We start from the raw sequence: 14,520 nt of genomic DNA, 5'->3' as shown, positions 1-14,520 counted from the left end.
CTATTAAAAAAGCTCGTCCGCCCTATAATTTCGGGGTAACGAGCTTTTTTGGCATTACGAGTTTGTAGCCGACGCCGCGAATGGATTCGATTTGGACCGATTGCTGCCCAAGCTCCAGCTTCTTTCTTAGCGAGCTAACATGAACATCAACCGTACGCTGGCCGCCGATATAATCGAAGCCCCACACGACGTTCATCAGATCATCCCGCGTAATAACCATCCCCGGGCGCTGTACGAGATAAAGCAAAACTTCGAATTCCTTCGGTCTTAGCGGAATAGCATCTCCGTTTAATATAACCTCATACTTCTCAGGGTAAATCGACAGATCACCGGCTGTTATGACCTTCTCCGTTGATTCAATCGGCTTGCTGTCATCCAGCTGTGTCCGGCGCAGTACCGCAGATACGCGTGCAAGCAGCTCGGCAACGCCAAATGGCTTCGTAATATAATCGTCCGCGCCATGCTTCAAACCTTGCACGACCTCTTCCTCTGCATTGCGAGCTGTCAAAATAATGACCGGCGTTCTGACGCCGTTCTGACGAAGCCGATTCAATATTTCGAAACCGTTCATGCCAGGCAGCATGATGTCGAGAATGACCAAATCGAAACTGCGCTGCAATGCGGCTTGCAAGCCTTCCCCGCCATGATCGATAACGGTCGTTTCATAGCCCTCTTGGGTCAAGTTGTACGACAATAGTCTTGCTAATGTCGGTTCATCTTCAATGACGAGCACTTTGTGCGACATGTTACCCCATCCCAACCTAGCGAATGGCAGCGTTATTCACGCTGCATTCGCGTATTTATAGCTTAGCTTTTAAAGCTAGTTTATCATGGTTTCGTAAAGAATAGGTAAATCTTTTTTCTATTGCAGGACAGGCAGCTCAATCGTGAACGTTGAACCGACCCCTACGGAGCTTGATACGGATATCGTTCCTTTGTGAAGCTCCACGAGATGCTTGACGATAGAGAGACCAAGCCCCGTGCCGCCTGAGCTTCTCGAACGCGCTTTATCCACACGATAAAACCGTTCAAAAATGCGCGGCAAATCCTTTTTCGGAATACCTATGCCTGAATCGGTAATTTGGATGCGAATGTGATCGTCGCCAAGGCCTTCAACCTTTAAGGAAACTCGGCCGCCCTCAGGTGTATAGTTGATGCCATTGGAGAGCAGGTTCATAATAATTTGGCGCAATCGATCCTCATCAGCCTCTACATACAAGCCCGGTTCGATGCTCATTGAAAGCTCGATCCTCTTGCGTGAAGCCTCAGATTCCATAAGCTTTATGGATTTGTCTACAAATGTATCCACCTCTACTGGCGAGAATACGAGCGGAACGCGACGCGACTCGATTTTGGACAGCTCCAATATATCTCCGATCAGCCTGTTAAGACGATCACTTTCATCATATATAATTTGCAAGAATGAACGGGCAGTTTCCTTATCGTTAACCGCGCCGCCAAGCAGCGTTTCCGCAAAGCCCTTGACTGCCGTAATTGGCGTTTTCAGCTCATGCGATACGTTTGCGACAAACTCGCTGCGCATCCGCTCCAGCCTGCGAATAGCCGATACGTCCTGCAAGACGAGCAGCACGCCGGAGAAATCATTTCCTTCAGGATGAATCGGCACCAAGTTAAGCTCAAGCAGCCTCTCCTCAGGGAAATAGAACGTAATCTCCTCACGCAAATGCTCCTTGCTCTTAAGCCCTTCTTGGATCATTTGCGAGAGCTCATACTGCTGCTTCGCTTCGGCAAAATGGCGACCGACCAGCTCGCGTGCGGAGAAGCCAAGCACTTCCTCGGCGCGTCTGTTCATTAGCACGATTTTGCCGCCGCGATCGATCATGACGATACCGTTGATCATATTATCCAGCACGCTCTCGAGCTGATTCTCATTTTGCTGAATACGCGTCATTTGAACGAGAAGGCTGTCTGCCATCGCATTAATAGCGTTGCCAAGCTCGCCAATTTCATCCTGCTTCGCAACCTTTACACGGGCGCGATAATCCATGTTTTTAATCCGTTTCGCGACCTTCGTAATTTGCTCCAACGGCCTTGTCAAACCTAGTGCAAGGCGATAGCTGATTACGGCTGCGATTAAAAATAGCACGAGCAAGCCAGCCGCCAGCACCATCGTCAATTTGTGAATGCTTTCCTCAACCTCATTCAAGCTCATGGCGAGTCGAATGGCATCTGGCGCTTGATTCGGTATGACCTTAACTGGAATGGCTACGTACATCATATTTTGCTTAACGGTTTCACTAGCCCTTATCGCTCTTCCGCTTCCTGTCTTTAACGCTTCTTTTATTTCAATTCGGTCAAGATGGTTGTCCATCTCCTTCGGATCCCCATCCGAATCGCCGAGAACGACACCATCATTGCGGATGAATGTGACGCGCGCGCCTGTATAGCGCTTGAGCTCCTTTGCCTCATCCGAATAATAGTTGTACAACGAAGATAGTTCACCTGATTTCCATTCCATTTTTGCCGAAATGATCTGCATCTCGCGAACCATATTGTCTTCAAGCGCGTTAATATGGTTTTCTTTAAACGTTTTGACCATAAATAGGCCTGCTGCACTCACCGATAATGCGATCATCGCGATCATAATGAGCGTCAGCCTGGTGCGAAAGCTGTTCATCCGGTTCACTCCCTACTGCGTTTGGTCAGACTTTATACCCATTAAAGCGGTGTTAACATACAACGTTTATCGTACATGCGGCACTGCAGTTTCGCTAGACCTGTTTTTGTTAAGTTTTTGTAAAACATAATGATGCACAGTAGCTAGCGGCTGCTGAATCAGAATCGACAATACGACGGGCACCGCAGCAAGCGGGCTGAAATAGCCAAGCGCAAGCACGATGCCAAGCGAAATATTGCGCATCCCTGTTGCATAGGATACCGTCACCTGCTGCTCGTTATTGCGAAGATAAGCCGTTCCGATATAGCCTAAGGCATAACACAGACCAACCAGCACAACAACAAGCGGCACGAGCAGCACCATATCCTGCTTCAGCTTATCCAGATGAGGCGCAATAGCTGATGCATTCAGCGAGACGACCGCAACGAAGCATAGCTTGGAGAGGGGTGATGTAAACGGCTGAACGACATGCTGAATACGTCCCTTGCTCATTTGATTAAGTGCAACGCCGATAATGGTAGGAAGTACGATAATAATAAGCAAGTCAATAATGATGGGCCCTGCCTTCACCTCAACCGCTGAGTCAAAAAACAGATGAATGCCGGCTGGCACAACTAGGGGACTAAGCGCTGAATCCAGCACCACCATCGCCAGCATAAGCGGAACGCTTCCGCCTGACATCCCTACCCAGAGAACCGTTGAAACGCCAATTGGAATAATAGTAAACAAAACGAGCCCAACGACATATGGAGAATCCGCTCCGAATACGAGCGTGCCAAGCGCGTAAGCAGCAAGCGGGGACAGCACATGTGCAATTACGAAGGTGAGCACCATAATGCCTGGCCTCTTCATCACGATGCGCAATTGTCCCAAGCCGCAGCCAATAGCCATCGTTAACGTTACATATGCGAATAAGTAGGGAACTGATTTTATGTAGGGCTGAAGCTGCGAAGCGAATATAAAGCCAAGTATTAAGGAGCCTGGAATAATGATAAACATCCATCGTTCAAAATGCCGATTAAAGGCCAAACCAAATTCACGCATGCCATTTCCCTCATTTACCTTGTCTAGTCGATTTTGTACATAAGCTTTATAATAGCATAGACACTCCTGTTCATGAACGGCAACTCTCGAATTAATCGCTGGCAAAGGAGACCATGATGAAGAACGGTAAATTCACCAATACGATCATTCGTATGCAATACGTGCCTAGATGGAGCGAATACGCGCCTCGTTTCGAGGACAATGCCTCTACCCACAGCTTTAGATGCGCTGCTTTGTCTATTCTAATTGGGATCATTGAGGAAAAGGTATGCAACGAGCCGCTCGACAAATTAAAGCTGCTCGCCAGAAGTCTATGGGGCGATTTAAATAACACGGGAACCGGCTCCATTAAGCATGTCACCAAGAAAGAATCGCTCGTCATGAATCATATTCGGCACTTCGAGGCGGAGCTTAGCAAAGAAATTGTTTCCTACCTCTCGAAGTCGCTTCAGCCGCAGGCCTATGATTACATCGTTAATGCGCAGGATGATACGCATATTGGAAGGCTCGTTGATGCAATTGATACGCTGGATGCTTATCTGTATTGTCACCGGGAATCCAAATACGATACGAACCCATTCTTCCATGCGAAGCATAAGGAGCTTAGGCAGGCTCTGCTTGATACGAGGCTTGAATCCATCGAGTGGCTGCTAAGTGAATACGACAAGCAGGACGGCTTCTATGAATTTATTCAATACATCGTCAATCTGGATACGGTAAAGCGCTGGAACGGCAGCTATAACCTCGTTCCAGACAATGATGCCACACATTCCTTCCGGGTAGCCTCCCTTGCCTTGTTTAATGGCTTACTCGAAATCGAGCGCTTCGGAAATACGAGCATCGATCTTTATAAGCTGCTGGCCAAGGCTACGCTGCATGATTTGCCCGAAGCGTTGTCCGGGGATGTGGTCGCGAACTTCAAGCACAACAATCCAGACATCAAGCATGCTTTCGAGCAGTATGAGAAGGAAACTGCGCGTTTTATGATCAATAAGCTGCCAGCGATCTTTCACGAAGACATGATCGAGTTTATTGCGCACAGCAAATCAGATGATTATGTCGGCGAAATGGTTGATATTGCAGACAAGCTGGACGCTTTGATCAAGGCCAGTCTTGAGATGCGCAACAATCCTCATTACGCGGACACCTACTATAATCAGCTCATAAAAATCCAGCATCGCTATGAAAATCCATGCGTTATTTTTTTCCTAGCCTATATTTTGCATGATTTGACCTATTCGAACCTAATCGGACAGTAGCAGCTGCAGTGGAGAGCATCTTCTGCTGCATTTTGTACAACAGAAACCTGCCATAATTAGCAGTTATCGGAGCTATATTGCAGAATTGCAGCAAAAAATGCCTACCCACTCCAGATTGAGCGGGTAGCAGATGATTCTGCTGTATAAACTGCAGTGTAGCTTTCTATTTTCGGTTAAACCAGCTTTTCTGTTGTACTAAGTGCAGTGTAGGTAGATGTTTGCGCGAGCCTGATCGGACAGCAGCTGCTGCTGTGGAGAGCATCTTCTGCTGCACTTTGTACAACAGAAACCTGACATAACTAGCAGATATCGGAGCTACATTGCAGAAATGCAGCAGAAAATGCCTACCCACTCCAGATTGAGCGGACAGCAGATGATTCTGCTGTAAAAACTGCAGTGTAGCTTTCTATTTTCTGTTAAAGCAGTTTTTCTGTTGTACAAAGTGCAGTGTAGATGGGTGGTTGGGATTGGTGGTTGGGATTGGTGTGCTGCGTTACGATAGATGGTACTCTGTCATGCTCTGATTGCACTTAAGTTCTACTCAGACTCTGTTCGGATCGTGCTTATGATGTGTTCAGTTGGAACTCAGATCGTACTCAGATCGTACTCAAATCGTACTTAGATCGCACTTAGTTCACACTTAGTTCACACTTAGATCGCACTTAGATCGCACTCAGATCGTACTCACATCGTGTTCAGCCCGCATCCGACTCATTCGAGGTGAATTTAGCGCATCTACCTCTACCATTAAAAATAAACCCTCACTTGTTCGCTCCCACAGCCTTTCCTAACCGCTGACACTTTACAGTGCAACAAACAAAAAAAGACCGCGAGTATCATTCACTCGCAGTCTAAAAACCATTACCCTACCCAAGCTAGCTGCCTACAACCGCGCTCCAGCCGAATGGATAAGCAGCCGATATTTCAAGCGGCAGCTTGCCTACAGGCTTCAGGTCGCCGAGCAGTGCTTTCGCTGCTGCAGCAAGCGCCAGCGGTCTGCATTCATACACGGCAACATAAGCTTTCACCTCTGGATAAAGCAATAAATCGAGCGGATTCCGAACCGAAACGGCTACCGTTCGCTCAGGAGCAAGCCTTACGACTTCGCGCGCAATATCGCGCTCTAGCGGATGTTTAGTTGCATCGTAGGTGACTACGATAATCTGCGCGAAGCTATCCAAACCCACTAGCGGATTGTCACTGTTCATCCGGCGCTCCACCACATTAGCCCCGTATTCGCTGAGGAACTGGCCTAACGATCCATCGCCGGACAGCATTTCGTCTGCTACTGATACAGGAACGATATCAGGCCAAAGCACAAGTGTCCTTTCGCTGCGGCTCAAAGGCAGCAGGCCGCCTTCATTTTTCACCAACGTAACCGAAGCCTCACTCCAGCTTCTCGCTACCGCTTTATTCGCATCCGTACCGATCGCCGGCTCAACCTGCTCCCACGGCAGCAATGGCTCTTCCAGCTCGAGCTTTACCTTTAGCGACATAATCCGGTCAAGCGCCTCGTCAATGCGAGCTTCGGGAAGCTCGCCATTCTGAACAGCAGCGATTACCGCTTCAAGTGCAGCCCACTGCTTCTCGAACGTATGGCTAATAAGCACCATATCCGCTCCGGCTTGCAGCGCTTTAATCGCACCCTGCTCTGGACCATAGGTTTTATCGATTGCGTCCATCTCTAGGCAGTCGGTGACGACGATGCCGTTATAGCCAAGCTCTTTGCGCAGCAAGCCTGTAATGACCGGCTCGGACAAAGTCGATGGTACGCCAGTCGGATCAAGCGCTGGCAGGCAAACATGCGCGGTCATGATGCAGTCCGTCCCAGCATCTATTGCCGCCCTGAACGGCTTTAGCTCGATTGCTTCCAACCGCTCGCGCCCATGGAGCAATATAGGCAGAGCATGATGGGAATCAACTGCCGTATCTCCATGTCCCGGAAAATGCTTGACAGTCGCTGCTACTCGGGCAGACTGATAGCCAAGTACGGCTGCCGCGCCAAGCTCTGCTACCACATCCGAGCGGTCGCTATACGACCGAACGTTAATGACGGGATTGTCCGGATTGTTATTAACATCCATACATGGCGCATAATTCATCGTTACGCCAAGCTGGCGCAGCTCCTCACCGCATACGCGCGCCGTTTCTCTTGCGCCTTCCGCAAGGCCGGCCGCTCCAATTGCCATATTGCCCGGCATCAGCGTTACGCCGTCAACCAGTCGCGCCACCATGCCGCCTTCCTGATCAATCGCAACGAACAAGGGCGGCTGTCCCGCTTTGCTTGCAATGCGCTGAAGGTCGCCGCTAAGCTTATGTACCTGCTTCGCATCCTTTACATTGCGCGAGAAATAGATCGTACCGCCAATGCCGTTCGCTTCAATTAACTGCTTAATTTGCTCGGTTGGCTCGTAGCCATGAAACCCAAATACAAATAACTGCCCGATTTTCTTATTCAAGCTCCAGCTTCGCCATTCGTTCTCTCTCGTCATTACCTTCCCCATCCCCTCAGCACTTGAAATTTCCATACGCAGCCCAACCGCAAATTAGCAATTGCCCATGTTATCCTGCCGCCTGCTGCGGAAGTCCGTCGGATTCTCACCCGTATATTTCATAAATACCTTCGTAAAATAACGCCGCTCCGCATACCCGACTTCCTTCGCGATCTGCGCCACGCTTTTTGGCGTATCTGCCAGCATCGCCTTCGCACGCTCCATCCGCTGACGCGTTACATATTCGATAAACGTTTCTCCAAACGTTTGCTTAAACAACAGGCTGAAATAAGACGTGCTAAGCCCAACATGCGTTGCTGTCTCCTCCACGCTAAGATCGCGATAAAGGTTGCGGTCCAGAAACGCTTTAGCCTCAGTCATCGAGCGCTCCGATTGCTTCTTCTTATCCATCGATTTCTCGGAAACCGCATTCGTAACCTGACGAATAACCGACAGCAAATCCTTGATCCCAAAACGGCGATCCAGCCTGCGCCACAGCATATCCTCCTGCTCGCGCGTGAAAACCCCCATCTCCTTCATCTCCCGCATGAGATGCAGCACGAAGAAATGCAGCAGCGGCTTAACACGATTAAGCGAGGGCTCGTTCATTCGCTGCAGCAGCTCGGCAATGCCATTAAGCTCGGAGTCTACCCCTTTTGTGTCGCCGCGCTTGACCGCTCCGATAATTTTTTCTGCCGTTTCCCAAAATGCTTGATCCGCTTGCGATGATTTTTGCTGATCGGACGGATAGAGCGCAATGACGTCATGTTCCGGCGTAATTTGCATCCCCTGCTGAACCTGCTTATAAGCGTGGGATAAATCGGCAACCGCTGCAAAATTCCGATATATGCCTGCAAACAAAGAAAGCTTCACATGGCTCTTTATCGCGTCCAGCAGCATTTCGGCCCAGGTGTTTATGAGCGAAAAGTTAAACTCCGCCGTTTTCTCCACTTCAATAAGCACGCACCATTCGCCATCGCGAATTTGAATGACGGCATGATGCAGCCCGTTTTGCTGCAGCTTCTCGCGAAGCACGTTGCATACGGCAAAGTTCCACAGTTTGCGTTCCTTATCTGACCAATCGCGCCAATCCTTCGTTTTCTCTGAGCTGACGTCCAGATCAAGCACAATTAAGACGAACTGCTGCTGCTTCAGCTGCTGTTCATCGCCGGTCAATAGCCAGTTGTCTGCGGTAACATCGGTGTAGTCCATAATGATGTCGTACAAAATCTTCTCGCTTGCCAGATCAATCATTCGGCCAAGCTTCTGTTTTTCCTCTTGCTGCTGCTTCTGCCTGCTTCGCTGGCTCGACATCACTCTGGCAATGACACCGGTTAACTCATCGTACGGAATGGGCTTCAAAATATAATCATTGACGCCGAATTGAATAGCCGTTCGCGTATACGCAAAATCCTGATACCCCGACAGCATAATAATGTCGCAAGCCATCTCTTTCTCGCGTATATGCCGAACCAGCTCCAATCCATCCATTACTGGCATCCTAATATCGCACAGCAATAAGTCAAACGTTTGCTGCTCCATCAATTCCAGCGCTTCGACGCCGTTTTTGGCCGTACCGCCTACTGTAAGTCCAAGCATTTCCCAGGGAATAACCTTTTCCAGATTTCTCGTAATATGCGCTTCATCATCGACTAGGAGAACCTTACCGGTCATAGCTGATCACCTCTGCTCTTCGGAATTACACAACGAATAACGGTACCGCTGCCCTCTTGGCTGCATATCCACATGCCATAGGCCGGGCCATAATGAATACGAAGTCGATCTGCTACATTTCGCAGGCCAAGCCCTCTTCTTTCACCCATCTCTGCCGCATTCGGCTGCTTGCTGGAAGGATTTAACCCATTCGCAAGCTTAGTTAGCACGCTAGTGCTCATGCCGAGACCATTGTCGCGCACCATAATGACGATGCAATGAGGCTGGGCAGTTACATCTATCGTTATGATGCCTTGACCATCCTCATAGCCGTCAAACCCGTGCTGAATGCTGTTCTCGACAAGGGGCTGAAGCGTCAGCTTCAGTATTGTATATTCAAGCGCCTCCTCTTGAACATTCAGCTCATAGCTGAACAGCTCCTCGAAGCGGTACTTCTGAATTTCCAAATAACTGCGAACATGCTCAATTTCTTGATTGATCCTAATTTCTTCAGAGTGATGCATGCTTGTACGCAGCAGATTGCTTAATCTGCGCACCATCAGCATAATTTTTGCGCCTTCATTTTGAGCGGCGAGCGCATTGATCGACTCCAGCGTATTAAATAGAAAATGCGGCTTTATTTGTGCCTGCATCAGCATCATCTCAGCATGCTGCTTTCGGGCCTGCTCCGTACGCACCTCGCTAAGCAAATTCCCGATTCGCTCCACCATGCTGTTGAAGCTGTTCGCGAGCAGAACCGTTTCGTCTTTGCCCTGCGCGGTCACGCGAATGTCGAGCAAGCCCTGCTCAACAAGCCTCATTTTGCGGACGACCTTGATGATCGATTTGGCTACGCGGTTCACGAAGAAGACGTTAAAGAGCACTGCCGACAACAAGCCAAGAACGGTAATCATCCCGATCCATTGCACGAACCGTACATTCTCATTCGTAAGCGAGTCCCAAGGCTTAACCGAGACGAGAATCCATTCATTGCGATCGAGCTGGTAGGAGGAAACTAGGCTGTCTACTCCCTCGAACTTCACCCTAGAGCTCATATAGTTATTCGTCTGCTGCGGAAGCGCATCGGTCTGTTCATTAATGTTATGGCCGTCAAAGTCGCTTTTGCTGTCCAGCATGATAAGGCCAGATTTGTTAACGATAAGATATCTAGTTTCAGCCGCATCGGCTTGCGGGTTTTGAAAGGCTTTGAGCATGCTCGAAATCTCTTCTGTCTTGTACTGCGTAATCATGACGCCAAGATCGTTAAATGTCTCGATATCCTTTACGAGGCGCATTTGTGTAAACAGCGGCGGCTCAACGCCTGTCAGCTCCCGCTGCTCATACGGACCGATCCAAAGCGGACGGCCGCCAAGCTCCATTACTTCCTTGTAAGTGGAGTGCGCCTTCAGCATATCGAACGATATGGGCTTGAACGTCGTCGGATCATTGCGATAGGAGCGGAACATCGTCCCGTCCTTCGCATACATAACGACAAAGCTTACGGCTGGATGCTGAAACAAGATCCGTTTCATTTCCTTCTCCGCTTGGTTGATGGCAATGAGCGTGCTGGCGTCATTAGACGTATACGTGCTGTATTTGAGCGTATCCTGCACCTCGAAGCTCGTCAGATTGCCGTCGGAGAGCTGATCCAGCTCACGAAAAAAATAACGAATATTGCCGCCTACCGCCTTGAGCGAAATTTCCGTTTGCTCACTATATTTTTTCTCGAGCAGCGTCTCTGAATTTAGAAAAGAGAATATGCCGAGGCCAATCATCGGAATGATAATTAAACATATAAAAGCAAGCATCAATTTCGGTCTCAAGTTCATCTAGTAGACTCCTTCTTCCATTTATCCTTTTACGCTGCCTGCTGTCATGCCTTCTATGATTTGACGCTGCAAGAACATGTACACGACCAGTACCGGAATAATGCTTATAATGACCGCCGCGGAAAGCGATGCAAAGTTGGTGCGATAGCCATCATTGAAGGTAGCCATGCCCGTAGGCAGCGTTTTCAGCGATTCAGACGTAATAAATAGCTGGGATAAAATATATTCGTTCCAATTGGAAATGAAATTTAAAATAAATACGGTTACAAGCGCCGGCAAGGAGATCGGAATAATAACTTTGAAAAATAATCCGGTCGCGCCAAGGCCGTCCACAATTCCCGCTTCTTCCAATTCATTCGGAATCGATAACATAAAAGCATATATAATAAACACGGTAATAGGCAATGCATATGTGCAGTATACCAAAATTAGCGACCAATGCGTATCATATAATGGTTGACCAAACACCTTAATGCCTTGTACCAAACGGTACAGCGGAATAAACAAAGCACCCGGAGGCACGATCAGGCCAAGCAAAATAAATTGGTAAATCGCTTTGTTCGTTTTCTTGTATTTCATACGTGCGATAGCAAATGAGGTCATCGCGGCGAACAGAAGCGTAAGAACACAGGCGATAACCGTTACAAACGTGCTATTCCAAGCATATTTACCGATATTCGCGGTTTGCCATGCCGCAACATAGTTGTCAAAATTAAAGCTGGTTGGCAATGCCCATGTATTGACTGTAATCTCACGATTCGTTTTGAAGGAAGACATGAACAGCCATAGCAAAGGGAAGAGCAATACGACGACATACCCTAATAAAAAAGAATGCATCCACCATTGTGAGTTACCGGAACGTTTCATCAATATTGCACCTCCTCGCTTTTCGTGATGCGTTGCAAAATACCTGTAAGCACTAAAATAATGATGAACATCGCTACCCCGATCGCACTGCCGTAACCAAGCTCAAGCGAGCGGAACCCTACTTTTAGCATATAAGTCGACATAACCTCCGTTGATTGAAACGGACCGCCATTGGTCATAATTTGTACGATATCCAGCACCTTCATCGTTCCCGATACGGTAAGCAGCAGCATAACGAACAGGATTGGTCTGACGAGAGGCAGCGTAATGGACCATGTTTCTTGCCAGCCATTAACGCCATCGAGCTTGGAAGCTTCGACGATCTCTTTTGGAATGTTTAGAATCGCTGCCAAACAAAGGACAATGAAGAAGCCGATATTTTGCCATGCGTTTGCGATTAGAATCGAAAGCATCGCAAGCTTCGGATCCGACAGCCATTCACGCGCCCAGCTCTCGGGAGCAACCAGACGGATAAATTGATTGATCATTCCCGAATCATAGTTGTACAGCACGCCGAACAATATTGCGACTGTAGCTGTCGATATGACAACCGGCACGAATACGGCCGATTTGTAAAAGTCACGCATCCGTCTAACTTTGCTGATCACTATCGAGATCAAGAAGACGAGCGGAATGTTCACAATTAAGGAAAAAGCCATAAAGTAAAAATTGTTCAAAAGTGCTTTTCTAAAAACCTCATCCTGCCACAATCTCGTAAAGTTATCGAAGCCGATAAACACCTTCTCGGTAATGCCGTCCCAACGAAAAAAGCCATAAATAAACGATACGATGACCGGGTAAACAAAAAACAAGGCGTACAAAGCAAGCGTCGGAATAATGAACGCCACGTAAGTAATTGGATTTTTGAGAGCTTTGTTCATAATGTCCTCCTTTTATACTGACTGGCGTTAAAAGAGGGTGTCCTCCTGGAAGGAAGGACACCCTCTCGTCCATCAGGAACGATTGTAATGTCATGCCATTACTTAGCTGCGTTAGCCTTATCTTGCGACGCTTGAATTTTTGCTGCTACTTTTTCCGGTGTCGATACTTTACCGATCAGCTCTTGAATGCCGACGTTAACGTCGGCGCCAACTGCCGGTTGAACGATTGCATCGTAAGCTTTCCAAGAAGAAGAAGCGCTAGCCATTACCGTCAAAATTTCAGTTGTTAGCGGGTCTACGCCGGACAGATCGCTAAGCTTCATGGAAGGAAGCAATTTGTCTTCAACCAACGTACGTTTTTGAACCTCTTCTGTGTAGAAGTTAGCGATAAATTTCTTAGCTGCTGCTACTTGATCCTCGTCCAGGTTTGCAGAGAAGCCAAAGCCGTTCGAATAAGAAGCGTTGATGGATGTCTGGTCGCCTGCGCCGCCATCGATGGATGGGAATGCGAAGTAACCGATTTGTCCTTTCAGGTCGCCTGCTTCGTCGCCGGAGAAGCGGTTGGCATCCCAAGTTCCTGTGAACACCATTGCTGCTTTGCCGGAGAGCAATTGAGCTCCTTGGTCAGCGTAAGCAAGGCCAAGAGCGCCTTTCGTGAAATAATCCTTGTCAACTAGCTCAGCGTAGGAAGCAAAGCCTTTTACAAAATTTTCGTCCGTCCATTTCGCTTCGCCGGATACCACTTTGCTGAATGCGTCGATACCGACGTTGCGTTCCATGACAGTGTTCCATAGCATACCGTTAACCCAGCCGTCTTTGGCAGCCAAACCGAATGGCGTATAACCAGCTGCTTTAATTTTCTCCGAAACTTCAAGCAATTGAGCCCAAGTCGTAGGGATTTCCAAGCCTAGCTCACTAAAAATTTTCTTGTTGTAAAAAATCGCTTCGCTGTATCCGCCGAAAGGAAGGCCGTATACTTTACCGTCAACTGTAAACTCGTCCAAGCTTGCGAACTTGTCAGTTAGGCCAAGCTCTTCAATGATTGGAGTCAAGTCCAGCATGCGGTTTGCTTTTACATAAAGATTTAGGTCAGCACCGCCGAATACTTCGAAAATATCTGGAGGATTGCCGGCGGCCATTTCGGCTTTCAGCTTTTGATCGCGGTTCACGATCTCGTCAATGCCTTCAAGCTTGAAGGTAAGGCCTTTGTTTTCTTCCTGTGTTTTGGCGACGACGTCTTCTAAAATTTTCAAACGAGTTTTGCTCGTTTCTTTAATTTGCGTATGGCGCAGGGACAAAGTAACGTCCTTTGCTTCTGCAGGTGATTCCGTTTCTTCGGCAGGCGTATTTGTACTGTTTGTTCCTGCGTTTTTGTTCGTTTCTGCATTGTTGTTCGCACCGCATGCCGATACGACCAGCATAATCGATACGAATAGGGCGGCAATGAGTGTGTAGTTCTTTTTCATTTAGGAAGACCTCCTCGTTTATAGTGCTGCTTGTTTGCCTCGCATCCTTATTATAGTCGCCCTTGAACAAACGTTAGGAGGTCCAAATAACGACGAGTGAGGGATACTATCCTCTTATTTTGGATTAGAGGGATAAAAATTTAAAGCCCGCCGGGTTACTTTTCCCAGGCAGGCTTTTGTAATATAGTCTAGCTTATTTTATCGCAGATCAAGCGTTATTTCTTTAATGACTTCGTAAAATCTTCGCCACTCCGGATTAGCGCCTGCATTTTGATCGTATCCAGGCGACTTTTCCGCTTCCGGGTGTGAAGTTTGGGAGATTGGATTCGCTGCTGCCGTTTCAAGCTTCAATTTTTCCTGTTTGGCCCGTAGGCTGCCGTCTGACATTTAT

Annotated in this window: 11 protein-coding genes; 1 reads left to right on the top strand and 10 read right to left on the bottom strand. The window is 48.1% G+C overall.

The annotated features are described in order from the left end of the window. Positions 1-22: 22 nt before the first annotated feature. From HI950_RS13955 to HI950_RS13945, 3 genes are all read right to left on the bottom strand, one after another. Positions 23-745, bottom strand: coding sequence for a response regulator transcription factor (locus HI950_RS13955; protein ID WP_169085243.1), 723 nt, complete (start codon positions 743-745; stop codon positions 23-25). Positions 746-862: 117 nt separating this feature from the next. Continuing rightward, on the bottom strand, positions 863-2,638 hold the full coding sequence (pnpS, locus tag HI950_RS13950; RefSeq protein WP_169085245.1) for a two-component system histidine kinase PnpS: 1,776 nt from the start codon (positions 2,636-2,638) through the stop codon (positions 863-865). A gap of 66 nt (positions 2,639-2,704) precedes the next feature. Continuing rightward, entirely contained in the window at positions 2,705-3,682 is a 978-nt protein-coding gene (locus tag HI950_RS13945) for a bile acid:sodium symporter family protein (protein WP_169085247.1), read from the bottom strand. 116 nt (positions 3,683-3,798) lie between these two features. Between HI950_RS13945 and HI950_RS13940 the strand changes: the two genes are divergently transcribed. Next, positions 3,799-4,941 (top strand): YfbR-like 5'-deoxynucleotidase, encoded by a 1,143-nt coding sequence (locus HI950_RS13940; RefSeq protein WP_169085249.1) that lies wholly within the window; start codon positions 3,799-3,801, stop codon positions 4,939-4,941. Between the two features lie 875 nt (positions 4,942-5,816). On the opposite strand, the gene HI950_RS13935 is transcribed toward HI950_RS13940, so the two are convergent. The 7 genes from HI950_RS13935 to HI950_RS13905 all read right to left on the bottom strand — a co-directional run bounded on the left by HI950_RS13935 (position 5,817) and on the right by HI950_RS13905 (position 14,516). Then, positions 5,817-7,433, bottom strand: a complete 1,617-nt coding sequence (locus tag HI950_RS13935) for a glycoside hydrolase family 3 protein (protein WP_169085251.1) — start codon at positions 7,431-7,433, stop codon at positions 5,817-5,819. Between the two features lie 54 nt (positions 7,434-7,487). Continuing rightward, the gene (locus HI950_RS13930; protein ID WP_169085253.1) at positions 7,488-9,107 is read right to left on the bottom strand and encodes a response regulator transcription factor; all 1,620 of its coding nucleotides are present in this window, start codon (positions 9,105-9,107) and stop codon (positions 7,488-7,490) included. Beyond that, on the bottom strand, positions 9,104-10,915 hold the full coding sequence (locus HI950_RS13925) for a cache domain-containing sensor histidine kinase (protein ID WP_169085255.1): 1,812 nt from the start codon (positions 10,913-10,915) through the stop codon (positions 9,104-9,106). Before HI950_RS13925 ends, HI950_RS13930 begins: the two co-directional genes overlap by 4 nt. 21 nt (positions 10,916-10,936) lie before the next feature. Then, positions 10,937-11,782 (bottom strand): carbohydrate ABC transporter permease, encoded by an 846-nt coding sequence (locus tag HI950_RS13920; protein ID WP_187768087.1) that lies wholly within the window; start codon positions 11,780-11,782, stop codon positions 10,937-10,939. Continuing rightward, positions 11,782-12,663 carry a carbohydrate ABC transporter permease gene (locus tag HI950_RS13915; protein WP_169085257.1) on the bottom strand — a complete coding sequence of 294 codons (882 nt, stop codon included), beginning with the start codon at positions 12,661-12,663 and terminating at the stop codon, positions 11,782-11,784. The genes HI950_RS13920 and HI950_RS13915 overlap by 1 nt, the downstream gene beginning before the upstream one ends. Positions 12,664-12,761: 98 nt before the next feature. Beyond that, a complete protein-coding gene (locus tag HI950_RS13910) occupies positions 12,762-14,129 on the bottom strand; it encodes an extracellular solute-binding protein (protein WP_169085259.1) in 1,368 nt (455 codons plus the stop codon). Positions 14,130-14,327: 198 nt separating this feature from the next. Beyond that, a complete protein-coding gene (locus HI950_RS13905; RefSeq protein WP_169085261.1) occupies positions 14,328-14,516 on the bottom strand; it encodes a hypothetical protein in 189 nt (62 codons plus the stop codon). Positions 14,517-14,520: the final 4 nt, after the last annotated feature.

This window comes from Paenibacillus sp. PL91 (genome assembly GCF_012935325.2).
GTDB lineage: Bacteria > Bacillota > Bacilli > Paenibacillales > Paenibacillaceae > Pristimantibacillus.
The sequence above is the reverse complement of the archived record's forward strand: the minus strand, read 5'-3'. Positions and strand labels throughout refer to the sequence as shown.